Annotated in this window: 19 protein-coding genes, 7 tRNA genes, 1 rRNA gene, 1 pseudogene and 1 riboswitch; of the genes and pseudogenes, 24 read left to right on the top strand and 4 right to left on the bottom strand. The window is 52.5% G+C overall.

The window, feature by feature from the left end; translation table 11 throughout:
* The first annotated feature begins 297 nt into the window (after positions 1 to 297).
* Together GYMC52_RS08705 and GYMC52_RS08700 are read left to right on the top strand one after the other, a co-directional pair.
* Positions 298 to 1,515, top strand: a complete 1,218-nt coding sequence (locus GYMC52_RS08705) for a threonine synthase (RefSeq protein ID WP_013523786.1) — start codon at positions 298 to 300, stop codon at positions 1,513 to 1,515.
* 109 nt (positions 1,516 to 1,624) lie between these two features.
* A riboswitch (FMN riboswitch) is annotated at positions 1,625 to 1,757 on the top strand.
* A gap of 126 nt (positions 1,758 to 1,883) precedes the next feature.
* A complete protein-coding gene (locus GYMC52_RS08700; protein WP_083777785.1) occupies positions 1,884 to 2,498 on the top strand; it encodes an ECF transporter S component in 615 nt (204 codons plus the stop codon).
* A 45-nt stretch (positions 2,499 to 2,543) separates the two neighbouring features.
* On the opposite strand, the gene GYMC52_RS08695 is transcribed toward GYMC52_RS08700, so the two are convergent.
* Complete coding sequence (locus GYMC52_RS08695; protein ID WP_013523784.1) at positions 2,544 to 3,158, bottom strand: sulfite oxidase-like oxidoreductase; 615 nt, start codon at positions 3,156 to 3,158, stop codon at positions 2,544 to 2,546.
* 332 nt (positions 3,159 to 3,490) lie between these two features.
* On the opposite strand from GYMC52_RS08695, the gene GYMC52_RS08690 reads away from it, so the two are divergent.
* The 5 genes and pseudogenes from GYMC52_RS08690 (at position 3,491) to GYMC52_RS08670 (ending at position 8,045) form a co-directional block, all read left to right on the top strand.
* Positions 3,491 to 4,177 carry a DUF969 domain-containing protein gene (locus tag GYMC52_RS08690; RefSeq protein WP_013523783.1) on the top strand — a complete coding sequence of 229 codons (687 nt, stop codon included), beginning with the start codon at positions 3,491 to 3,493 and terminating at the stop codon, positions 4,175 to 4,177.
* Positions 4,178 to 5,140: a DUF979 domain-containing protein gene (locus GYMC52_RS08685; protein WP_013523782.1), complete on the top strand. Its 963-nt coding sequence runs from the start codon at positions 4,178 to 4,180 to the stop codon at positions 5,138 to 5,140. It begins immediately after the preceding gene.
* 29 nt (positions 5,141 to 5,169) lie between these two features.
* On the top strand, positions 5,170 to 5,817 hold the full coding sequence (pcp, locus tag GYMC52_RS08680; RefSeq protein ID WP_013523781.1) for a pyroglutamyl-peptidase I: 648 nt from the start codon (positions 5,170 to 5,172) through the stop codon (positions 5,815 to 5,817).
* Between the two features lie 41 nt (positions 5,818 to 5,858).
* Positions 5,859 to 6,096: pseudogene (locus GYMC52_RS20250) on the top strand (transporter, sodium/bile acid symporter family protein); the annotation flags it as partial.
* 278 nt (positions 6,097 to 6,374) lie between these two features.
* Positions 6,375 to 8,045, top strand: coding sequence for a DUF6044 family protein (locus GYMC52_RS08670; protein WP_013523780.1), 1,671 nt, complete (start codon positions 6,375 to 6,377; stop codon positions 8,043 to 8,045).
* Positions 8,046 to 8,089: 44 nt separating this feature from the next.
* Here GYMC52_RS08670 and GYMC52_RS08665 read toward each other — a convergent pair whose 3' ends face one another.
* The gene (locus GYMC52_RS08665) at positions 8,090 to 8,722 is read right to left on the bottom strand and encodes a DUF2238 domain-containing protein (RefSeq protein WP_013523779.1); all 633 of its coding nucleotides are present in this window, start codon (positions 8,720 to 8,722) and stop codon (positions 8,090 to 8,092) included.
* 327 nt (positions 8,723 to 9,049) lie between these two features.
* On the opposite strand from GYMC52_RS08665, the gene GYMC52_RS19970 reads away from it, so the two are divergent.
* From GYMC52_RS19970 to GYMC52_RS08620, 10 genes are all read left to right on the top strand, one after another.
* Entirely contained in the window at positions 9,050 to 9,139 is a 90-nt protein-coding gene (locus GYMC52_RS19970) for a putative holin-like toxin (protein ID WP_021322622.1), read from the top strand.
* 343 nt (positions 9,140 to 9,482) lie between these two features.
* Positions 9,483 to 9,599, top strand: a 5S ribosomal RNA gene (gene rrf, locus GYMC52_RS08660).
* A gap of 9 nt (positions 9,600 to 9,608) precedes the next feature.
* A tRNA-Val gene (locus GYMC52_RS08655) sits at positions 9,609 to 9,683 on the top strand.
* A gap of 4 nt (positions 9,684 to 9,687) precedes the next feature.
* Positions 9,688 to 9,759 (top strand) — tRNA-Ala (locus tag GYMC52_RS08650).
* Between the two features lie 6 nt (positions 9,760 to 9,765).
* Positions 9,766 to 9,848, top strand: a tRNA-Leu gene (locus tag GYMC52_RS08645).
* A 17-nt stretch (positions 9,849 to 9,865) separates the two neighbouring features.
* Positions 9,866 to 9,958 (top strand) — tRNA-Ser (locus tag GYMC52_RS08640).
* Positions 9,959 to 10,400: 442 nt separating this feature from the next.
* A tRNA-Thr gene (locus tag GYMC52_RS08635) sits at positions 10,401 to 10,473 on the top strand.
* Between the two features lie 17 nt (positions 10,474 to 10,490).
* Positions 10,491 to 10,572: transfer RNA gene (locus GYMC52_RS08630), tRNA-Tyr, on the top strand.
* A gap of 10 nt (positions 10,573 to 10,582) precedes the next feature.
* Positions 10,583 to 10,656, top strand: a tRNA-Ile gene (locus GYMC52_RS08625).
* Positions 10,657 to 10,799: 143 nt separating this feature from the next.
* Positions 10,800 to 11,006 (top strand): heavy-metal-associated domain-containing protein, encoded by a 207-nt coding sequence (locus GYMC52_RS08620; RefSeq protein WP_013523778.1) that lies wholly within the window; start codon positions 10,800 to 10,802, stop codon positions 11,004 to 11,006.
* A gap of 143 nt (positions 11,007 to 11,149) precedes the next feature.
* On the opposite strand, the gene GYMC52_RS08615 is transcribed toward GYMC52_RS08620, so the two are convergent.
* Entirely contained in the window at positions 11,150 to 11,998 is an 849-nt protein-coding gene (locus GYMC52_RS08615) for an MBL fold metallo-hydrolase (protein ID WP_013523777.1), read from the bottom strand.
* A gap of 146 nt (positions 11,999 to 12,144) precedes the next feature.
* On the opposite strand from GYMC52_RS08615, the gene GYMC52_RS08610 reads away from it, so the two are divergent.
* From GYMC52_RS08610 to GYMC52_RS08580, 7 genes are all read left to right on the top strand, one after another.
* Positions 12,145 to 12,444 (top strand): phasin family protein, encoded by a 300-nt coding sequence (locus tag GYMC52_RS08610; RefSeq protein WP_011231247.1) that lies wholly within the window; start codon positions 12,145 to 12,147, stop codon positions 12,442 to 12,444.
* Positions 12,445 to 12,495: 51 nt separating this feature from the next.
* On the top strand, positions 12,496 to 14,172 hold the full coding sequence (locus GYMC52_RS08605) for an ABC1 kinase family protein (RefSeq protein ID WP_013523776.1): 1,677 nt from the start codon (positions 12,496 to 12,498) through the stop codon (positions 14,170 to 14,172).
* Positions 14,173 to 14,442: 270 nt separating this feature from the next.
* A complete protein-coding gene (locus GYMC52_RS08600) occupies positions 14,443 to 15,033 on the top strand; it encodes a CBO0543 family protein (protein ID WP_013523775.1) in 591 nt (196 codons plus the stop codon).
* 251 nt (positions 15,034 to 15,284) lie between these two features.
* Entirely contained in the window at positions 15,285 to 15,704 is a 420-nt protein-coding gene (locus tag GYMC52_RS08595) for a CoA-binding protein (RefSeq protein WP_011231244.1), read from the top strand.
* Between the two features lie 154 nt (positions 15,705 to 15,858).
* Complete coding sequence (parE, locus tag GYMC52_RS08590) at positions 15,859 to 17,796, top strand: DNA topoisomerase IV subunit B (protein WP_013523774.1); 1,938 nt, start codon at positions 15,859 to 15,861, stop codon at positions 17,794 to 17,796.
* A 59-nt stretch (positions 17,797 to 17,855) separates the two neighbouring features.
* Positions 17,856 to 20,300, top strand: coding sequence for a DNA topoisomerase IV subunit A (gene parC, locus GYMC52_RS08585; RefSeq protein ID WP_013145318.1), 2,445 nt, complete (start codon positions 17,856 to 17,858; stop codon positions 20,298 to 20,300).
* Positions 20,297 to 20,641, top strand: a complete 345-nt coding sequence (locus GYMC52_RS08580) for a PilZ domain-containing protein (RefSeq protein WP_013145319.1) — start codon at positions 20,297 to 20,299, stop codon at positions 20,639 to 20,641. The genes parC and GYMC52_RS08580 overlap by 4 nt, the downstream gene beginning before the upstream one ends.
* Positions 20,642 to 20,745: 104 nt before the next feature.
* Here GYMC52_RS08580 and GYMC52_RS08575 read toward each other — a convergent pair whose 3' ends face one another.
* Entirely contained in the window at positions 20,746 to 21,477 is a 732-nt protein-coding gene (locus tag GYMC52_RS08575; protein WP_013523773.1) for a MerR family transcriptional regulator, read from the bottom strand.
* Positions 21,478 to 21,547: the final 70 nt, after the last annotated feature.

The following is a 21,547-nucleotide window of genomic DNA, read 5'->3' as shown; positions in this document are numbered from 1 at the left end:
ATCTCCTTATGTATAAGTTTTTCTGGATCAGCGAATCATTCCGCCGATGCAGTGAGAAAAAAGAGGCGGTTTCCGTTTTATTTTACCATATGCGGCTTCAAACGGTAAAAAAGAGGGGGACCATTTCCTACTTGGCGCTATGATGCCCCAAAGTTGGCGTACGGACACTGCCATTACAGGCGCCGGTGGCAGAGGACGGTTATGGTATAATGAAAAGGCCAGTGCCTCGTCAGAAACGCGAAAGTAGGTGCTTCCTGCCTCGTGCGGATGAAACAAATGGAAAGGAGAAGCCAAACCATGTCATTCAGCTACGTGTCTCATCTGTATTGTCCGAAGTGTGAACGTACATACGATGTCGACCAAATCCATCAACTTTGCGAATGCGGTTCGCCGCTTCTTGTCGCTTACGACTTGGAGTCGATGCGCCAAAAAGTCAAGAGGGATGTGCTGAGGGAACGTGAAGCGAATTTATGGCGTTATCATGAGTTGCTGCCGGTAAAGCATCCTGAACATATCGTGTCGCTCGGCGAAGGGATGACGCCGCTTGTGCCGATGATGCGGCTTGGCAGAAAGATCGGCATTGAAGCGCTCTACATGAAAGACGAAGGGGTCATTCCAACAGGAACGTTCAAAGCCCGCGGGGCGGCGGTCGGGGTTTCCAAAGCCAAGGAACTGGGCGTCAAGCAGCTTGCGATGCCGACAAACGGCAACGCCGGCGCGGCATGGTCGCTCTACGCGGCGCGGGCGGGCATTCAGGCGACAGTCGTCATGCCGGTTGATGCACCGGAACTGACGCGAAAGGAATGCGCCATCGCTGGGGCGGAACTGTATTTAGTCAACGGCCTCATTAGCGATGCCGGGCAAATCGTCGCCAAAGCGATCCGCGAATACGGCTGGTACGATGCGTCGACGTTGAAAGAACCGTACCGGATTGAAGGGAAGAAAACGATGGGACTGGAGATCGCCGAACAATTCTCGTGGCAGCTCCCGGATGTCATTTTGTATCCGACCGGCGGCGGCGTCGGGTTGATCGGCATTTACAAGGCGATCAAAGAATTGCAGGCGCTCGGCTGGGTGGACGGCCGCATGCCGCGGCTTGTCGCTGTGCAGGCCGAGCATTGCGCGCCGATCGTCAAGGCGTGGAAGGAGAAAAAACGTGAATCGAAGTTTTGGCCGAACGCCCATACAGTGGCGTTTGGCATCAATGTGCCGAAAGCGCTTGGCGACTTTCTTGTTCTTGAGGCGGTGTATGAGACGGACGGTTGCGCTATTGCCGTCAACGATGAAGCGATTTTGGCTGAACAGCGGACGGCAGCCGAACTCGAAGGGGCGTTCATTTGCCCGGAAGGAGCGGCGGCGTTTGCGGCGGCACGAACGTTGCGCGAGAGCGGTTGGATTCGTGATGGGGAGACGGTCGTCGTATTAAATACCGGAACCGGGCTGAAATACGCCGATACGGTGGACGTCCATCCGCCGGTGCTCGAGCCGGGGGATATGCTTCCAAAGGAGAATTGACAAGTTGGCGGAGTAGGCGCCAAACATAAAACATATGGGAAAAAATGATAGACAAACGAAAAGAGGTATTGTATACTAAATTAATCGGAATAATAAAAATGTATAAGCGATTCATCTTCGGGGCAGGGTGAAATTCCCGACCGGCGGTGATGAGGCGCTTGGCCTCTCAGCCCGCGAGCCGCAAGGCAGGATCCGGTGCGAGTCCGGAGCCGACAGTATAGTCTGGATGGGAGAAGATGAAGGTTTGCCGGCGTTCGTTTTGGCGCATGCGAACGTCTAGTTGCGCACACCCTTTTTCTCCCTTAAGCCTCGTTCGGTTTAAGGGAGTTTTTGTTGGCGCTCGCGGCGGCAGCCTTCTTCTTGTGAGGATGAATCACGAGAAGGGGAGGAGAACAAGCATGAAACGCATTTCCATCCACACCTTTGTCGGCATCGGAGTGTTGGGAGCCATGGCGCATGTGCTCATGATGCTCAACTTTCCGTTGCCGCCGTTTCCGAACTTTTTGCTTGTCGACTTCAGCGACATCCCGGCGCTTGTCGCCGCGCTGTTGTACGGCCCGCTCGCCGGCGTGGCGGTCGAACTCTTGAAAAACGTGTTGAACTATGTTTTTGTCGGCAGTGCGACCGGCGTTCCGATCGGCCAAATCGCCAACTTTACCGCTGGGGCGGCGTTTATTTTGCCGGTTTCCTATATTTATGGGAAAGCCGCATCGAAAAAAGGCTTGCTGCTGGGGTTGGCGGCGGGAACAGTGACAATGGCGCTCGTCATGAGCGTGCTCAACTACTGCGTCTTTATGCCGGCGTACACGCTTTTCCTTGGCGCTCCGCAGATGAGCGCGCCGGAAGCGAAGGCGTTGGTGGTATCGGCGATTTTGCCGTTTAACGCCGTCAAAGGAGCGATGGCGGCCATCGTATTTCAGCTTCTCTTTTGGCGTCTTCGTGCTTGGCTTGAGAAACAAGCGGCATCCCGCCAAGCCGCTTGATGATCAAAAAGCGAGGGATTTCCGACCCCTCGCTTTTTTGCTTTGTCAAAAGCGAATCCGCGGCACCCACTCGGCAAACCGCTCCTCTTTAAACGGGTTGGCGGTCATCGAATAGCCGCGCTCTTCCCAATAGCCCGGCTCATCTTCCTTCATAAAGCGGATGCCGGACGCCCATTTCGCCCCTTTCCATAAGTAAAACGTCGCCGGCGGAATGAAACGGAGCGGATAGCCGTGCTTCGGCGAGATGTCCTGCCAGTCGTGATGCTTGTCTTTCCATCGATAGACAAACAAGGCATCATCGCCCATCAGCGCTTCAAGCGGCAAGTTCGCCGAATAGCCGAACCGGTCGCCGTTTAAATATCCGTAAATTTTCACGTATTTCACATCAGGATCTAGCTCGACAAAGCGCAAAAACTCGCGGAAGGCGATGCCTTCAAACGTCGTGTCGAATTTTGACCATGTTGTGACACAATGCATATCGATGGTTGAAACCGTCTTAGGCAGCTGCATCACTTCTTGATACGAAAGCGACACTTCCTCTTTCACATCGCCGAACAATCGGAAATTCCACGTCGCTTCATCGAATTGGTACACATCGCCCTCATGCAAAATCGGCCATTTTTCGGTTTCGAATTGGCCGGGAGGGAGTTGTTTGGTCATGGTCGGCACCTCCTTTTTCTGCTAAATTTCTCTTAATTATTCATGATACAAAATAGGGGCAAGGGATGCAACGAAGAGGGGGCTTGATGTATCATGACGGGTTCGGTCAAGTTGATGTTTTATTTTGTAAAGTAAATTTTCGGTAAGTATTTATTGATTTTTCATTTTTCTCAATTATATAATGATAATAACAAATTTGAAACTATTGTTCCGAAATGTGGAACGACAGATGGAGGGGAGGGGGATGCCGACTAAGAAATAGAGTGGGGTGAACGACGTAACGATTTGTATTAACATTTGCCGTAAAATGTGCTGGAGAGGAGAAGAGAAACATGGTGCTCATTGGAGTGTTGATCGTCATCATCGGCTTCATTGTTCGCATTAATCCACTTCTTGTCGTGACAGCGGCTGGATTGGCGACAGGATTGCTCGCCCATCAATCGCTGTATGACATTATTGAACAATTTGGAACAGCGTTTACGACCAACCGGTATATGGCGGTGTTCATCGCCACATTGCCCGTCATCGGCATTTTGGAACGTTTTGGATTGCGTGAACAGGCAGAGAGTGTCGTGGCGAAAATCAAAGCCGCGACAACAGGACGAATCTTGACCGCTTATTTGATCATCCGGGAAGCGGCTGCTGCGGCTGGGCTTACTTCCATTGGCGGCCATGCACAAATGGTTCGCCCGCTCGTCGCTCCTATGGCAGAAGGAGCGGCGGAAGCGAAATACGGAAAACTGCCGGATCATGTCCGGGATGACATTCGCGCTCATTCCGCAGCGGTGGACAATATCGGGTTGTTTTTTGGCGAGGATGTGTTCATCGCCATCGGAGCGATTTTGTTGATGAAAGGATTTTTTGATCAAAACGGCATTCCTTCTGATCCGCTGCATATGGCGTTATGGGCGATCCCAACGGCCGTGGCCGCGTTGATCGTTCACAGCATCCGCCTGCATCGGCTGGACCGCTCGCTTCACAAGCTCCTTCATCGGGAGAATGGAAAGGGGAGAGAGTGAATGTGGCTGTCCATTGAAGCGGTGTACATATTTTTAGGCATTGTGGTTGTGTTGGGAAGCTTGTGGACCTTTGCCGATCGTCAAAACCCGAAGCGTTTCACATCAGGGCTGTTTTATTTGTTTTATGGCGTGGCGTTGCTGTTCGGCAGCATCATTCCCCCGTTTTACACCGGAGTGCTTGTGCTTATCATGGTGGCCATTGTCGGAACCGGGGGATTGAAGCTCGGAAGCTACCAAGAGGCGACGCCGGAAGAGAGAAGACAACATCGCGATCGATTGAAACATCGCCTGTTCATTCCGGCCTTGTTGATTCCGGTTTTGACTGTCATCGGCGTGACATGGCTGAAAAATGTCAAGGTTGGGAACGCCTTCATTTTAGATCCGAAAAACGTGACCCTTGTGTCTCTTGGTCTAGCGACGTTCGTTGCTTTGCTTGTCAGTCTGTGGATCACTCGGTCTACCCCTGTTATGGCGGTCAAAGAATCGCGCAGGCTGCTTGAATCAATCGGCTGGGCCGCCCTCTTGCCGCAGATGCTGGCAACGCTAGGGACGATTTTTACGACTGCTGGGGTAGGCGCCGCTGTTTCCAATTTGGTAGGAAACATCATTCCGACTCATTCGTTGTTTTGGATTGTGGTGGCCTATTGTATTGGCATGGCTTTGTTTACGATGATCATGGGCAATGCTTTTGCCGCGTTTCCGGTCATGACAGCGGGGATCGCTGTTCCACTGCTGATTAAACAATTTGGCGTCGATGCGAATCATGTGGCCGCCCTCGGGATGTTTTCCGGCTACTGCGGCACCTTGATGACACCGATGGCGGCGAATTTCAACATTGTTCCTGCTGCTCTGCTTGACTTGAAGGATAAAAATCATGTCATTCGTGTGCAAGTGCCGACAGCGTTGATTCTGTTGGCGTTCAACATCGCTGCAATGTATGTGGTCACTCTCATGGATTTATAATCCGATAACGGGAAAGGACTGAAAATACGATGAAAAAAGTGCTCGTGACCGGATTTGATCCGTTTGGAGGAGAAACGGTGAATCCATCGCTGGAGGCGGCCAAGCAAGCAGCCGGATGGAAAAACGATCGGTATATCGTTGAAGTTCGGGAGATTCCAACCGTATTTGGCCAATCATTAGAAATCTTGCATGATGCAATGAAGCAAGTGGATCCCGATATTGTGATTTGCGTCGGACAGGCGGGAGGGAGAGCCGATATTTCCGTTGAAAGGATAGCGGTGAACATCAATGATGCCCGCATTCCCGACAACGAAGGTCATCAGCCGATTGACGAACCCGTTGTTCCAGGCGGGCCTGTTGGCTATTGGTCAACTTTGCCGGTCAAAGCGATTGTCCATGAGTTGAGGCGTCACGGCATACCAGCCTCTGTCTCTTATACAGCGGGAACGTTTGTCTGCAACCATGTGTTTTACGGATTGATGCATTATATTGCCCAAGTGAAGATGCCCATTCGGGCCGGATTTATCCATATTCCGTATCTGCCGGAACAAGCAGCCCGGCATCCAGGACAGCCCAGCATGGCGTTAGAAACGATTGTGAAAGGACTGCGGATTGCCATTGACGTGACGGTCGAACGTGAAGAAGATATCCAAGCGGTTGGCGGGCAAATTTGTTAAGGGGGATTCGTCCAGTTGCCTTTGACTTCAGCCTGCCCCTTCTGCTCGGCATGGATTTGGCTAAACAAAAAGCGGTCGCCATGGAGGTAGGAATGCAAAACTCCGGATTGAGCGTGGCAATTGCCACAGCGAATTTTTCACCCTTGGCGGCTGTTCCAAGTGCGATTTTCAGCGTGTGGCACAACAATATATATATCCGAAGCGATCCTCGCGGCGATTTTCAGCCGGAGGGAAGAGAAGGACCATCTGATAGGATTAAAGGAAAAGTCAAGGGTGTAGAAGCAGGTGTAAACAGCGGTTTTGTAAGAGAGAGGCCGCTGTTTTCTATTGTGTATTGTAGTGGGGAAGCTATCTACCATAAGTTGTCCTTAATATTTTAAGATAGGTGTGCATAGAGAAAATAGAAGGGGCAAAAAATGCGAATGAAGAGGAGACTGAGAAGAACGCGCAGCCCCCCTTTTCATAAATCACCACCCTCTTCGACCGTCCTTAGGAATAATTTTCTTCTCATTGCACACCGTATCCAATAGAAACTTGGAAACGGGAGCGTGATGCCGATGGCCGAACAAAGAGAACGATGGTTTTTCCTTTTGGCGCTTGGCCTCATCGCCCTTTACGTGTCCCCGTTCTTTCTCCTTGGCGAGAACGCCCATATTCGCGTCCACGATAATTTGGATTCCAATATCGCTTGGTATAAGGTGCTCTCCGAAAGCGGAAAAATCACCGGGCCGCTTGACGCGAAGATTCCGCAAATCGCCAACGGCAAGTTGTCAAGAAACGCCCTCGGTTCGGAGTTGACCGGCATCGTCTGGCTGCACGCGTTATTTCCCACGATGACTGCTTATGCGCTCAGCCAAACGATCACAAGGGTGGTGGCATTTGTCGGTATGTATTGGTTGTTAAAAACACATTTCCTGCCCGAGCCGCGTTGGATGGCTGTTCGCATCGGCGTGGCGCTCGCATTTGCGCTGACGCTGTTTTGGCCGTCGGGGATGTTAAGCACGCTGGGCATGCCGCTTGCGCTCTGGGCGTTTTTGAGCATCCGGAAAGGCGAGGGGGAGTGGAAACATTACGTCGCGCTCACGCTTCTCCCGTTTTATTCCAGCTTTGTGCTCGGGTTCTTTTTCTTTCTTGCCGCCATAGGTGCCCTCTGGCTTGTTGATGTGTTGCGCGGGAAGGGGTGGAACATCCGCTTTTTGACTTCCATCGCTTACATGACGCTGTTGTATTTGCTTGTCGAGTACCGGCTTGTGTACTCGTTTTTATGGGAAGACGAGCCGACAAGCCGGGATGAGTACTTCCATGCCCGTTTGTCGTTTTGGCATTGCGTCCGCTTGACGTGGAAAAACTTTCTCCTCGGCCACCATCACGTCATGACCGAGCATACATTTTTTATTTTGCCGGCCTGGTTGATGGCCTTGTATCTCGTTTTCATGAAAAAACGATGGAAGCAAGAACGGTTATTTCTTTTCCTATTCGGACTGAATTTCGCCCTGTCGGCGTGGTATGCATTTTGGTTTTATAAAGGGTGGCTGCCGCTTACCGAGCGGTTTCATTTTTTGGACACGTTTAACTTTGCCCGCTTTCATTTTTTGCGCCCGCTTGTCATTTATGTGCAGTTTGCGCTAGCGCTGAAAATCGTATGGCAATACAGCAAAAAAGGAGAAAAGTGGGCGAAGCGGCTGCTAGCGGCCCAAGTGATCTTGGTGTTTTTGATTAACGAAGAAATCGTCTTCCGCTACGAGCCGACGGTAAAACAATTTTACGCGGAAAAACAGTTCCAAGAAATCAAGCAATACATCGGGCTCCCGGTGTCCGACTACCGCGTCGTCAGCATCGGCATTCACCCCGCCATCGCCCAATACAACGGGTTTTACACGCTCGATACGTACAACAACTTTTATCCGCTGTCATACAAATACGAGTTCCGCAAAATCATTGAACGTGAACTGGAAAAAAGCAAAACGATCCGCACATATTTTGACGAATGGGGCGGGCGCTGCTATATTTTTACAGCGGAACTTGGAAAACGGTACATGTTCACGAAACACTCGAAAAAGCGGCTGAAGAACTTGCAGCTGAATACAGAACAGTTGAAAAAAATGGGCGGCCGCTATATTTTCTCGGCGGTTCCGATTGACAATGCGGCGGAAAATGGACTCGTGTTGGACCGTGTATTCACGTCCGATGAGTCGGCGTGGACGATTTATTTGTATAAGGTGAATTGAAAACAGCGGCTTCTCTTGAAAAGGGAAGCCGCTGTTTTACGAGCCTAGCTGCGGGGCTGATCCAACCGCGCAAGTTGCCGGTCGTGCCACCTTGAGAGCAGCCATAGGGCAATCAGTGTCCCAATCAATGTGCATACCATATCCCATTGGGTGTCCCAAATATCGCCTTGCGTGCCCAAAAAATCTTTCGATGCCTTTCCTCCTTTGGAGATGATGGAGACGAGCCATTCGATGATTTCATACAGGGCGGCGATGGCGAGCGACATGCTTGTGACGATCGTGAAAAGCCAAGGGCCGCGCGACAGCGGCGTTTTCCGCAGCGCAATCTCCCTTAGGACGAGGGCGAACGTCCCTTTGAGGAAATGGCCAAACCGGTCATAATGGTTGCGTTCGAAATGGAACGCATCTTTGATCCAGTTAAAAAAAGGAACTTTGGAGTAAATATAATGGCCGCCGATCAACATGAGGACCGCCAGCATGGCGATGATGACATACGACATCGTTGTCAGCCGGAAGCGTTGATACAGGGCCACCACGATCACAAGCCCCACAAGCGTTGGGGCGACCTCAAGCGCCCACACCGCATAGCTGGTTGGACGAATGGCCGACCAAACGAACACAGCAGCGACGATCAGCAACAACAGCCCATGAATGCGGGTTTGCCTTGCTTGTTCCACCTTTTTTCCTCCTTGGAACAGCGAGATTCGTCTATGGTCATTATTCGGAAAAACGCTGATTTTATACAAATCATTTTTTTCGAGCGCTTGATGAAAACGCCGGAGTTTCAGCGGTTATAGGAAGCAGGGAAGAAGGACTGTGGAAGCGGCGGTACGAAGCAACAGGAAAAGTGGCGTTTGTCCCCCTCGGGTAGGGAAACATTCCTAATTTTCAACGAGGATGCGAATGTATATTCGCATTTGTTTGATTTGATGGTATAATGAAACATGCACAGCCATATGCAGGGTGGGCAGTGGCCACTCCCTGAACGAAAGGGGGTGGTGCTGATGATGTCGATTGCCGACGCGCTGACGCTCATGATTGCGTTTGCGTCACTCATCGTCGCGGTGATCGCCGTATCCAAAGACAAAAAGTAACCCACCCTGCTAGGCCGAGGCGAGGGTAGGTTACGATGCCCGAGGCTTGGGCCACTGCACTTCTTGCAGCGGCTGTGTATGGACAGGGCATTGGTGGCCGCCAATGCCCTGCTTTATTATACGTTCCTTCTTCCTTTATTATACGCGTATAAAGAAGGGGATGACAAGAACTTTAGAGAAAGGGACAGTGAAGATCGAAAAAAATGAAAAAGAGGGTTGACTCTTTCATTTTTTTATAGTAAATTTTACATTGTCGTTCCGATTCTGAAAGAACTGAAATATAAAGATACAAAAAAACTTGACAAACTTTTGGATTGCTTTATAATAAAAATCGTCGCCATTGCCTAGTGGTGATAGCGGAGGGGAAACACCCGTTCCCATCCCGAACACGGAAGTTAAGCCCTCCAGCGCCGATGGTAGTTGGGGCCAGCGCCCCTGCAAGAGTAGGTCGCTGCTAGGCAAACAACGTGGAGTATTAGCTCAGCGGGAGAGCACCACGTTGACAGCGTGGGGGTCACTGGTTCGATCCCAGTATACTCCACCATCATGGGGCGTTAGTTCAGGGGGAGAACGCTTCGCTGGCAGCGAAGAGGTCAGGGGTTCAAATCCCCTACGCTCCATTGTATGCGGTCGTGGCGGAATGGCAGACGCGCTAGGTTGAGGGCCTAGTGGGGGCAACCCCGTGGAGGTTCAAGTCCTCTCGACCGCATCGCTCCAAACAGCTATGGAGGAGTACCCAAGTCTGGCTGAAGGGGTCGGTTTCGAAAACCGATAGGGGTGTCACAGCCCGCGGGGGTTCGAATCCCTCCTCCTCCGCCATAAATATTGATTTAGCTCAATTGGTAGAGACGAGCATTCGCTTCGTCGAGTCGGCTTCGAGTTGCCTCGACGCATCCAGCATCTTCGAATGTGCTGGCAGAGGAAGAGGCACAGTGGAAAAACAACGAGTCACGTTCTATTCCTACTTACGCCGACTTAGCTCAATTGGTAGAGACGAGCATCTGCATCGTCGAATCTACTGCGAGTTGTCCCGACGCATCCCGCTTCCTCGAATCCGCTGGGAGAGGAAGGGACACAACAAATGAACAATGAGCCACGATTTATATCATAATTATGCCGACTTAGCTCAATTGGTAGAGACGAGCATCCGCTTCATCGAATCGGCTTCGAGTTGCCTCGACGCATCCTGCTTCCTCGAAACAGCTTGTAGAGGAAGAGGCACAGAGCACAACAATGAGCCACCTTCTTGCATTTATTTTATGCCGACTTAGCTCAATTGGTAGAGCAACTGAATCGTAATCAGTAGGTTGCGGGTTCGAGTCCTGCAGTCGGCATTTTTTATTTTTATTATGGAGGGGTAGCGAAGTGGCTAAACGCGGCGGACTGTAAATCCGCTCCCTTTGGGTTCGGCGGTTCGAATCCGTCCCCCTCCACTTTATGAGCGGGCCTATAGCTCAGCTGGTCAGAGCGCACGCCTGATAAGCGTGAGGTCGGTGGTTCAAGTCCACTTAGGCCCATTTTTTATGACAGATGGCAAGAGCAATTCTTGCCATCTTTTTTTATGCCATTGCTAACGGAGCGATGGGCCCGTTTATGCGGGCGGGAATCGGGCAAAATAAGCGGCGGGGAATGGCATGTTTTTGCGGAAGGAGGGAAGAGGATGGCTGAAGCCACCTTTTATATCGATGGGGCGACGTCACCGCAACCCATTGCGCGCATTGAACGCCTTCTCAGCGGGCTCGACGGCGTGGAGCGCTCGCTCGTCGACACGGAAGATGGAGAAGTGAAGATTCAATTTGATGAAAAAAAGATTTCGGAGGAATGCATCGTCTTGACGTTGCAGCAGCACGGCTTCCGCTTTCAGTAGAAAAACGCCTTGGGCGGCTGCTGTCTGACAGTGTAAGGGTGTCCAATTGGGACACCCTTTTTCTTAGCAACGGCCTGCCGCTGATCATTTCAAACCGGGAAGCCTTTCGTTTCCAAATCGTAAGTGTAGGTGGAATCGTTCCGTTAATGGACGTACTTTCCATAATCTGGGACAGCGATGCGGTCAAAATCACGAGCGAGCTTCGTCAGCCCATCACGCAATTCCTCTCCTGCTACTGGGGCGCCGTGTCCCGTGACAGCGACCGATGGGAAGAGTGCGGCCAATTTGCGCACCGATTCGCGGGCGGCCGTCCAGTCGGTGGTATAGTAGCGCGGCGGGCCGGTAATTTCGGTTTGCTGGGTCAATACTTTGTACAGTGAGTCTTGGCGGACCGTGACAAATGCATCGCCAGCGATTAAAGCCGCATCGCGCGGACGGAATAAGGAGATGTGACCCGGTGTGTGCCCGGGGGTGTGCAGCCAGTGGAACTCCGGCAAATGCGGGACGGTGCCGTCCGCAGGGAGAGACTGAATGTGAGTGCCGAGCTGGATCGGTTCGTTTGGGAAAAACGGCGAGATTTTGGCGAGAAGTCCGCCTTCAACGGACGCGTCCGGTTCGGGATAGCGCGCTTTGCCGGTCAAATACGGCAGTTCGTCTTTGTGGGCGTACACCGGCACATTCCATTCGCGGATAAGCTCGATTAACGCCCCAACGTGGTCAAAGTGGCCGTGGGTTAAAATAATGGCTTGCGGGCGGCTGCCGCTGCCAAAGCGGTCTTCCACGACCGAAACAATATCATCGGCTGATCCCGGCATGCCAGCATCCACCAATACAAACGCGCGGTCGTCAGGATGGCCAACGAGGCAAATGTTCACGATCTGAATCGTATGGCAATACAAATCCGGCCGCACGCTGACCCCGACGCCGCTTGCCGCCGATGTTGCGGGAATAAAATGATAGTCTTCTCCGTAATGCAATGGTTCGTCGACCATCAAACCCCTCCTTTGAATCGTTGTCCAATGATAGCATGCCGCATCGGCCTGTCTCCTATACAAAAGAGTTGCCGTCTGGCTCGACATGGATCGCCAAAGAATGGTACAATAAGGAAAACAGAATGGCACAAGGAGGCTGCAAACGAATGAGCATTTTGAAAAAAGGATTGGCGTTCGGGCTGGGATTGGCGATTGCAAGCAAAGAACAAGTGGAAAAGATCATTGACGAGCTTGTCAAAAAAGGGGAATTGTCGCTTGACGAATCGAAGGAAGTGATCGATCAATGGAAGCAGCAGACCGAAGCGCGGAAAACGGAAGTGCAGCGGCTTGTACGCGAGCAAATCAAGCAGGTGATCGATAAACTTGACTTGGCGACGAAAGAAGACGTGCGGCAACTCGAGGAGCGAATCCGCCGTCTTGAAGAAAAGGAACAAAGCGGGCAGTAAACCGATGCGGCCTGTCCGCTCGCTTTTTGCCGCCTTAGGAGAGATGTCCCGATGATCGGAAAACGGATGCGCCATATCGGAAGGTATCACGAAATCGCCGTCTCCTTGCTTCGGCACGGATTCGGGATGATCGTCGATGAGCTCGGCTTTTCGTCTTTTCTTTCTTTGCCGCCGCGATGGAGAGCGGAGCAAGGGAAAAAGGAAGGAAAAACGGTTGGGGAGCGGCTCCGCCTTGTGCTCGAGGAGCTCGGCCCGACGTTCGTGAAGCTCGGGCAAATTGCTAGCACACGGCCGGATTTGATTCCCGCTCCGATCATCAGCGAGCTCGAAAAACTGCAAGACCAAGTTCCGCCGTTTCCGTTTGCCGACGTTCGCCGGAGGGTGGAAACAGAACTTGGGGGTTCGCTTGAAACCTTGTTTCGTTCATTTGACGAAATGCCGCTCGCTGCCGCTTCGCTCGGACAAGTGCACCGGGCGGTTCTTCCTTCCGAACAAGCCGTGGCGGTGAAAGTGCAGCGTCCGCACATCGCTGCGCGGGTGGAGACGGATCTGGAAATTTTGCAAGATTTGGCCGTGCTGGCGGAACGTCGTCTCGATTGGGCGGCAACCTACCAATTGTCTGAAATTGTCGATGAACTGGCGCGTTCATTACGGCAGGAGCTGGATTATACCGTCGAGGCGCGCCATGCGGAACGGTTTGCACAGCAGTTTGCCGACGATTCGTCGGTGTATGTCCCAAAGGTGTTTTGGGATTATACGACGAAAACAGTGCTCACGATGGAATATGTCGAAGGAATGAAACTTGGGGAGCTCGAGCGGCTGAAAGCGAACGGCCACTCCTTAAAAACGATCGCCGAGCGTTTGGCTGAAGCAACCTTTAAACAAATGTTTGAGCATGGATTTTTTCATGGCGACCCTCATCCTGGCAATGTATTTGTTCTCCACGATGGAACGCTTTCCTTCATTGACTTTGGCTTGATGGGCCGCCTTCGACCTCATGTCAAACATCATCTTTCTTCACTCATCATCGCCTTAATGCGGCAAAACACGGATGGGGTGTTGGGTGCGATTTACGGCTTAGGGATTGTTCCTGACGGAGTCGATGAAGGAAAATTGCACGATGATATTGACGAGTTGCGGGAGAAATACTACCGCGTCCCGCTCGGTGAGATCAGTCTTGGGGAAGCCGTCGAGGATTTGCTTTCGGTGGCATTTCGCCATGGCATTCGCATCCCAAGCGATTTGACGCTGTTAGGGAAAGCGCTGTTGACGGTCGAAGGGGTCGTGGAGACGCTTGACCCGCAGTTTCGCATCATGGACGTTGCCGAACCGTTTGGGAGAAAGCTGATGAAAGAGCGTCTTCGGCCTGATCGCGTGGCAGAAACAGCGTGGAAGCGGATTTTTGATTATGGTGAATGGCTGCTCCGACTGCCGGAGAGCGTAAAGGAATGGACGAAAATGATGCGGCATGGCAAGCTTCGATTGGAAATCACGGCTCCTGATTTGGAAGCGCTGCTAAAGAAGCTCGACCAGATTGCGAACCGGCTGTCGTTTAGCATCGTTCTTCTTTCGCTGAGCATCGTCCTCGTCGGCCTGATGATCGCTTCATCGCTCGGTCGGCCGTCGACGCTGCTGTGGAAGATTCCTGCTGTTGAAATCGGATTGGGTGCGTCCGCTTTTCTATTCGGTTGGCTGCTTTACTCGATTTTTCGTTCAGGAAAATTTTAGCGTTTGTTGCACAATGATTTCTTTGTTTGGAAATTCTTGAAAGTTTGATACAGTCCGATCCATCGAGGGTGTCCCAAAAACACAGCGGGACACCTTTTCTTCATCAATAATTAAATTTGCACGAAGCACGTTTGTTAAGCCATGCTAGGCAGCCTGATGGAGTGGAAAGCCGGTGAGGGCGCCGGAATAAATTCCACACTTTGGATTATACTAACAGTGCTGTCTGAGACAGCGTTTAGGGAGTGGGAAATGGGTTAGGGAGGATCGATGATGACGTTTTCTCTTCCTGTTGTTTGGACGGTGGAACTGGCAGCGGTCATGTTGAGTATAGCGGGAAGTTTTTGGATCGCCAAACGGCATATACGGAGATATGCGGTTTTGTATGCATTCAGTGCGGTGACAGGCATCGTTCTTTGCCTTGCGTTTGTCTATGCAGGCTTTTACTCCTTCCCTGTTAAGCTCGTTCCTTATACACCGATTCCGCTCGTTGAAATGGCAACCGTCATTCCGTTTTTCGTTTTGTTTGGAGTCAAGTACAGTCCGGAAAGCTGGGCATGGAAGTTGCCGTTTTACTTTGCGATGGTGCAGTTGATTATGTTGTTCGAGTTGGTTGCTCTTGTATCGCCGCTCCCTCTGATTGATTATAAGGAACAGTGGGATGTGTGGGATTCATACACCGCCTGGTGGCTGTATTTGCTTTTCTTTGAGTGGGTGGGAGGAAAAATCGTCCCCCAAAAAGCGCGCTCCCCGCTTGCGGCTTCCTCTTTCCGCTACGGCCGGTGGGGATGGATGATCGTCCATGCGATTGCCATGACGACCGTTTTTTTAGCTGGAGTGTACGCCGGGTGGAACATAAAATAACTGGCAGCAGGTCATCCATGTTCGGACAGCCAGCAAACAGAATGTCTGGATGCGGACGAGAAAGCGGATCGATGCGTAGGCGATGAATATGATGTTCAAGTTTGCGTCTGTTGTGGCCGGCCTAGGATGTGTGGGCGCTGTGCAAAAAAGATCGATGATTTTTTTCTTTTTCTATTGGCTGGGCAGGATTTTGATCTGGCTGGAGCGAAACTAGTACAGCAAAAAGGAGAATAAAGGAAGGAGAGACCTCGATGTCCATTGTCAACCCAAGCCGGGAAGAAATCGGTGAAATTTTGCGCAAGGCGAAACGGATTGCCGTCGTTGGGTTGTCCAACAATCCGGAGCGCGAGTCGTATATGGTGGCGAAAGCGATGAAAGACGCTGGATACGAAATCATTCCGGTCAATCCGATGATCGATGAGTGGGAAGGCATTCCGGCGGTTGATCAACTAACCGATATCGAAGGCCATGTCGACATTGTCGATGTGTTCCGCCGCTCTGAGCATTTGCCCGAGCTGGCCCGCGAGTTTGTGCAAATCGATGCCGACGTGTTTTGGGCGCAGCTTGGCGTCGTCAATGAGGAGGCGTATCGCTTTTTGAAAGAAAAAGGCTACACGGTCATTATGGACCGCTGCATTAAAGTGGAACATGCGCTCACCAAGCGTGCTTAATCCATGAAACGGCCATCTTGTTCGAGATGGTCCTTTCGTTTTTTTGTCGCACTTGTCCGAATTTGTCGGGGGATGTCAAAAGGCAATGGACAGTCGAGAAGTTTGTGGTACAATAGAAACAGATGTTCTTGTTTTTGTAGGAAGGGGTGGCCTTGTGGCAAAGCGAGCGACATACGAATATAACGAAGATGCCATTCAAGTGTTGGAAGGGCTCGAGGCAGTCAGGAAGCGGCCGGGGATGTACATTGGCAGCACCGACAGCCGCGGCTTGCATCATCTTGTCTATGAAATTGTTGACAATTCGGTCGATGAAGCGTTGGCCGGATACGGAAACTACATTTTGGTGCAAATACATAAAGACAACAGCATCACGGTTTTGGATGAGGGGCGCGGCATGCCGGTCGGGATGCATAAGCTTGGCAAGCCGACGCCGGAAGTCATTTTGACCGTGCTTCATGCCGGCGGCAAATTCGGCCAAGGCGGCTATAAAACGAGCGGCGGCCTGCACGGAGTCGGGGCGTCGGTTGTCAACGCCTTATCAGAATGGCTGGTCGTCACGATTCATCGCGACGGCTTTATTTACCGGCAGCGGTTTGAGCATGGAGGCAAACCGGTGACGACGCTAGAGAAAATCGGCACAACGAACAAAACCGGAACCATCATTCAATTTAAGCCGGACCCAACGATTTTCAGCACGACGGTCTTCGATTATGAAACATTGAGTGAACGGCTGCGCGAATCGGCGTTTTTGTTAAAAGGGCTGAAAATCGAACTCGTTGACGAACGGACCGGCATGCGCGAGGTGTTCCACTACGAAAACGGAATTGAAGCGTTTGTCGCCTATTTGAATGAGGAGAAAGATGTGCTCCACCCGGTTGTGTATTTTGCTGGCGAGCAAAACGGCATTGAAGTCGAGTTTGCGTTCCAGTTTCACGACGGTTATTCGGAAAACGTGCTGTCGTTTGTCAACAACGTGCGCACAAAAGACGGCGGCACGCATGAGGCGGGTGCGAAAACGGCGATGACGCGCGTTTTTAACGAATACGCCCGCCGCGTTGGTCTGCTGAAGGAAAAGGACAAAAACCTCGAAGGGTCCGATATTCGCGAAGGGTTGTCCGCGGTCGTTTCGGTGCGCATCCCAGAGCACTTGCTGCAGTTTGAAGGACAGACGAAAGGAAAGCTCGGAACGAGCGAAGCGCGTTCGGCCGTCGATGCGGTGGTGTCCGAGCAGCTCATGTACTTTCTGCAAGAAAACCCGGACGTAAGCGCGATGCTCATTAAGAAAGCGATCCGGGCCTATCAGGCGCGTGAAGCGGCCCGCAAAGCGCGCGAAGAGGCGAGAAGCGGCAAAAAGCGGAAAGGGAAAGAGGCGCTCTTAAGCGGCAAGCTGACGCCGGCGCAAGGGCGCAATCCGCAAAAAAATGAGCTCTATCTCGTTGAAGGCGATTCGGCGGGCGGTTCGGCGAAACAAGGGCGCGACCGTCGATTCCAGGCGGTGCTTCCGCTGCGCGGAAAAGTCATCAACACGGAAAAGGCGAAACTTGGCGATATTTTGAAAAACGAGGAAATCAATACGATCATCCACGCCATCGGCGGCGGCGTCGGGGCTGATTTTTCGCTCGATGATGTCAACTACGACAAAGTGATCATTATGACCGATGCCGACACGGACGGCGCCCATATTCAAGTGCTGCTTTTGACGTTTTTTTACCGCTACATGCGTCCGCTGATTGAAGCGGGAAAAGTGTACATCGCCTTGCCGCCGCTTTACAAAATCAGCAAAAAAAGCGGCAAAAACGAAATCGTTGAATACGCATGGACGGACGAGCAGCTGAAAGAAATTATGAAAAAAATGGGCCGCGGCTATACGATTCAGCGCTATAAAGGACTCGGCGAAATGAACGCCGATCAATTATGGGAAACGACCATGAACCCACAGACGCGTACGCTCATCCGCGTGCGCATTGAAGATGCGGCCCGCGCCGAACGGCGGGTGACGACGCTCATGGGCGACAAAGTCGAGCCGCGCCGCAAATGGATCGAAACGCACGTCGCCTTCGGGCTCGAAGAGGAACCGGAATGGATCGGCTGATGGCGGCGTGAAAAGGCGCCGCCTTTTTGGTGCTGATGTGTTAGGAAAGGAGAATGACGATGGCAGAACGATTGCTGGAAATGCCGTTAGAGGACGTGCTTGGCGACCGCTTTGGCCGCTACAGCAAATACATTATCCAAGACCGGGCGCTCCCGGATGCGCGCGACGGGCTGAAGCCCGTGCAGCGCCGCATTTTGTATGCGATGTACATGGATGGCAACACGGCTGATAAACCGTTTCGCAAGGCGGCGAAAACGGTTGGAAACGTGATCGGCAACTTTCATCCGCACGGCGATTCATCGGTGTATGAAGCGATGGTGCGGATGAGCCAAGAGTGGAAGCTGCGCAACGTGCTTGTGGAGATGCACGGCAACAACGGCAGCATCGACGGCGACCCGCCGGCGGCGATGCGCTACACGGAAGCGCGCCTGTCGGCGATTGCCGCCGAGTTGCTTCGCGATATTGACAAAGAAACGGTTCCGTTTGTGCCGAACTTTGACGATACGACCGATGAGCCGACCGTCCTGCCGGCGATGTTTCCGAATTTGTTGGTGAACGGCTCGACCGGGATTTCGGCCGGCTATGCGACCGATATTCCGCCGCATGCGCTTGGCGAGGTGATCGACGCCGTCTTGATGCGGATCGACCGGCCGGATTGCACTGTTGACGAGCTGATGACGGTTCTTCCTGGCCCCGATTTTCCGACCGGCGGCATCATCCAAGGGAAAGACGGCATCCGCAAGGCGTATGAGACCGGCCGCGGGAAAATCATCATCCGCGCCAAAGCCGCCATCGAGCAGGGAAAAGGCGGGAAAAAGCACATTGTCATCACGGAACTGCCGTATGAAGTGAACAAAGCGAATTTAGTGAAAAAAATTGACGAGCTTCGCCTCGACAAAAAGCTCGACGGCATCGCCGATGTGCGCGATGAAACGGACCGGAACGGGCTGTCGATCGTCATCGAATTGAAAAAAGACGCCGATGCGGAAGCGATTCTCAACTACTTGTACAAAAATACGGATTTGCAAGTGCCGTACAGCTTCAACATGGTGGCGATCCATGAGCGCCGGCCGAAGCTGATGAGTTTGCCGGAGCTGTTGGATGCCTACATCGCCCACCGGAAAGAGGTCGTCACCAACCGCTCGCATTTTGAGCTGAAAAAAGCGAATGAGCGGAAGCACATCGTCGACGGCTTGATTCGGGCTCTTTCCATTTTGGATGAGGTGATTGCGACGATTCGTGCTTCAAGCGACAAGCGCGACGCCAAAGAACGGCTGATGGCTCATTACGGATTCACCGAAGCGCAGGCCGAGGCGATCGTGACGCTCCAGCTGTATCGGTTGACGAACACCGACATCACGGCGCTGCGTCAAGAAGCGGAAGAACTGGATCAAGCGATTGCGGAACTTACGGGGATTCTCGCAGATGAAAAGAAGCTGCTTGGCGTCATCAAAAAAGAGCTGAAGACGATGAAAAAGCAATATGCCGATGAGCGGCGGACGGTGATTGAAGAGGAGATTGAAGAGCTGAAAGTGAAGGTGGAGGCGCTCATTCCGGCGGAAGACGTGATCGTCACCGTGACAAAAGAAGGATATGTGAAGCGGACGAGCTATCGTTCATACAGCGCCTCAAACGGTCAAGACATGGGCATGAAGGAAACGGATCGGCTGCTCGCCCAGCTCGAGATGAATACGACCGATGTGCTCTTGCTTTTCACCCGCCGCGGTTATTATTTATACTGCCCGGTGCATACGCTCCCTGATATCCGTTGGAAAGAGGTCGGCCAGCACATTTCCCATCTCATTCCGCTTGAACGCGACGATGAACTCGTCGCCGCTGTTCCAGTCTCTTCCTTTAACACCGGGGAGCAGCTCATCTTTGTGACGAAACAAGGGCTCGTAAAGCGAACGGAGCTCGCTCAATACCAAGTGCAGCGCTACACCCGCCCGCTTGTGGCCGTTAATGTGAAAGAGGATGATGACGTCATCGCCGTCTACGCGACGGATGGATGCGGCCATCTTTGGCTTGCGACGCATGATGGACATGCGCTCTTGTTTGCCGAGGAGGAGATCAGCCTTGTTGGCGTGCGCGCGGCTGGGGTGAAAGGGATTCAATTGAAGGAAGGGGACTTTGTCGCCGCTGCGTGCCCCGTTCGCCTAGAAGAGGGGGGCTCCTTCGTCGTCGTGACGCAGCGCGGGGCAGTGAAAAAAGTGGCGATGAGCGAGTTTGAGCCGTCCTCACGAGCGAAGCGCGGCGTTGTGATCGTACGTGAAGTGAAATCCAACCCGCACCGAGTTGTCGGCGCCGTCTTTGTCAGCAGCGATGAGGAAATGGTCGGATTGCGGACGGAAAAAGGGGTGGTCGAGACGATCGAAGCCGCTTCCCTTCGTCTCTCCGACCGCTACAGCACGGGTTCGTTTGTTGTTGACACTGACGAAGCCGGGATGGTGGTGGATGTCTGGAAAGAACCGACGAAGCTGCTTGGAAAAGGGGAGGAAGGATGAGGTTTAAGCGTCAAGAACCGTTCCGGTATCAGTTTGGCCGGCCGCTCCCGGCTGAACTGCGCACAGCCGATGGCGAGCGCAGCGTCTACATTCACGATCTAAGTCCGCACGGGATGAAAATCGAAACGGAAGGCCGCCTTCCCTTTTCAACAGGGGGAACGCTGGTTGACATCTCGTTTTGGCTAAACGCTGCCCCCTTTACGCTGCGGGGGCAGCTTGTCTGGGAAAGACCGTTTGTCCACGCCTACTATTATGGCGTCCGCCTCCATGTCACCAAACAAGAAGAAGCGCACTTGATCGAAGCCATCAAACGACATGCGGCCGAGAGCCGCCGAATATGACGCAAAAAGGGGCCCGAGTTTTGGCGGGGCCCTTTTTTGATTTTTGACGGAGGTATGGCGCATCCAAAACGGGTGCCCTTGTCACATTGATGCCAAAATCGTCTTCACCAAAACTTCCACCATTTATTTGCCCGTGTTCGAGCAGCGCTGGTGCTGGCAGCGGTTTGCCGAAACGACAACACGAGCTCGCGAAACGCTTTTTCCCGTTCTAAAATGCGCAGTTCGAGCTGTTTTCGCTCCTCTTCCTGTCTTACTTTTTCCTCTTGACAGAACGCGACGACCGTTTCCAAATGTTCATGCAGCTGTTCCGTTTTTTGCTGCCATGCGTCCTCGTAATCGCGGAGTGAACGGCGCACCGTTTCGGCAGCTGCCGTCGTTTGCTCCTCGATGTAGTCAAGGCGGCCTTTCACCTCATCCATCGCTTGCCGGACCGTGGCTGTCGTTTCCTGTTTCAAGGCGTCGACGATATCGTCTTTTAAGCGGGCCGCCAACTGCTCGGCTATGTATGGCATCCCTTGATGCAGCAGGCGGGGCACATCGATGATTTCCCCTTCCATGACGGTTGTTTCCACTTGAGCGGCTGTCTCGTTGGCTCGCTCTGCCGGTTGTCCGTCCATTTGCCTGATCATTTCAGCCACTTCGCGCGGATGGCGGCCGTCCTCAAGCCAAGTGCGGATATGGCGAAACCGGTCGATCAGCTCGTCGGTGTACATGCGTGCCCCCTCGGTTGTGCGTGGGACGGCAATCGATCCGGCGAACTGCTTTTCCCATTGTTTCAAATCGCGGGCGGTGACCCCGATTTTTTTCGCTGCTTCGCGGAGTGTATAGGTTTTCATCGCATTCCCTCATCCTTTCTCGTCTTTTGGCATTGATTTGCGTTATGTTTTATTTTCCTACTCGGTCGTT

The sequence above is a fragment of the Geobacillus sp. Y412MC52 genome, assembly GCF_000174795.2.
Classification (GTDB): domain Bacteria; phylum Bacillota; class Bacilli; order Bacillales; family Anoxybacillaceae; genus Geobacillus; species Geobacillus thermoleovorans.
This window is presented reverse-complemented; position numbering and strand designations above follow the sequence as displayed.

Excerpts from the sequence above, each read along its gene's own strand:
- GYMC52_RS08695 (WP_013523784.1), bottom strand. The coding sequence starts at position 3,158 with ATGACCAAACAACTCCCTCCCGGCCAATTCGAAACCGAAAAATGGCCG.
- GYMC52_RS08575 (WP_013523773.1), bottom strand. The coding sequence starts at position 21,477 with ATGAAAACCTATACACTCCGCGAAGCAGCGAAAAAAATCGGGGTCACC.
- GYMC52_RS08605 (WP_013523776.1), top strand. The coding sequence starts at position 12,496 with ATGATCGGAAAACGGATGCGCCATATCGGAAGGTATCACGAAATCGCC.
- GYMC52_RS08705 (WP_013523786.1), top strand. The coding sequence starts at position 298 with ATGTCATTCAGCTACGTGTCTCATCTGTATTGTCCGAAGTGTGAACGT.
- GYMC52_RS08700 (WP_083777785.1), top strand. The coding sequence starts at position 1,884 with ATGAATCACGAGAAGGGGAGGAGAACAAGCATGAAACGCATTTCCATC.
- GYMC52_RS08690 (WP_013523783.1), top strand. The coding sequence starts at position 3,491 with ATGGTGCTCATTGGAGTGTTGATCGTCATCATCGGCTTCATTGTTCGC.
- GYMC52_RS08610 (WP_011231247.1), top strand. The coding sequence starts at position 12,145 with ATGAGCATTTTGAAAAAAGGATTGGCGTTCGGGCTGGGATTGGCGATT.
- GYMC52_RS08670 (WP_013523780.1), top strand. The coding sequence starts at position 6,375 with ATGGCCGAACAAAGAGAACGATGGTTTTTCCTTTTGGCGCTTGGCCTC.
- pcp (WP_013523781.1), top strand. The coding sequence starts at position 5,170 with ATGAAAAAAGTGCTCGTGACCGGATTTGATCCGTTTGGAGGAGAAACG.
- GYMC52_RS08620 (WP_013523778.1), top strand. The coding sequence starts at position 10,800 with ATGGCTGAAGCCACCTTTTATATCGATGGGGCGACGTCACCGCAACCC.
- GYMC52_RS19970 (WP_021322622.1), top strand. The coding sequence starts at position 9,050 with ATGATGTCGATTGCCGACGCGCTGACGCTCATGATTGCGTTTGCGTCA.
- GYMC52_RS08600 (WP_013523775.1), top strand. The coding sequence starts at position 14,443 with ATGACGTTTTCTCTTCCTGTTGTTTGGACGGTGGAACTGGCAGCGGTC.
- GYMC52_RS08685 (WP_013523782.1), top strand. The coding sequence starts at position 4,178 with ATGTGGCTGTCCATTGAAGCGGTGTACATATTTTTAGGCATTGTGGTT.
- parC (WP_013145318.1), top strand. The coding sequence starts at position 17,856 with ATGGCAGAACGATTGCTGGAAATGCCGTTAGAGGACGTGCTTGGCGAC.
- GYMC52_RS08615 (WP_013523777.1), bottom strand. The coding sequence starts at position 11,998 with ATGGTCGACGAACCATTGCATTACGGAGAAGACTATCATTTTATTCCC.
- GYMC52_RS08595 (WP_011231244.1), top strand. The coding sequence starts at position 15,285 with ATGTCCATTGTCAACCCAAGCCGGGAAGAAATCGGTGAAATTTTGCGC.
- GYMC52_RS08580 (WP_013145319.1), top strand. The coding sequence starts at position 20,297 with ATGAGGTTTAAGCGTCAAGAACCGTTCCGGTATCAGTTTGGCCGGCCG.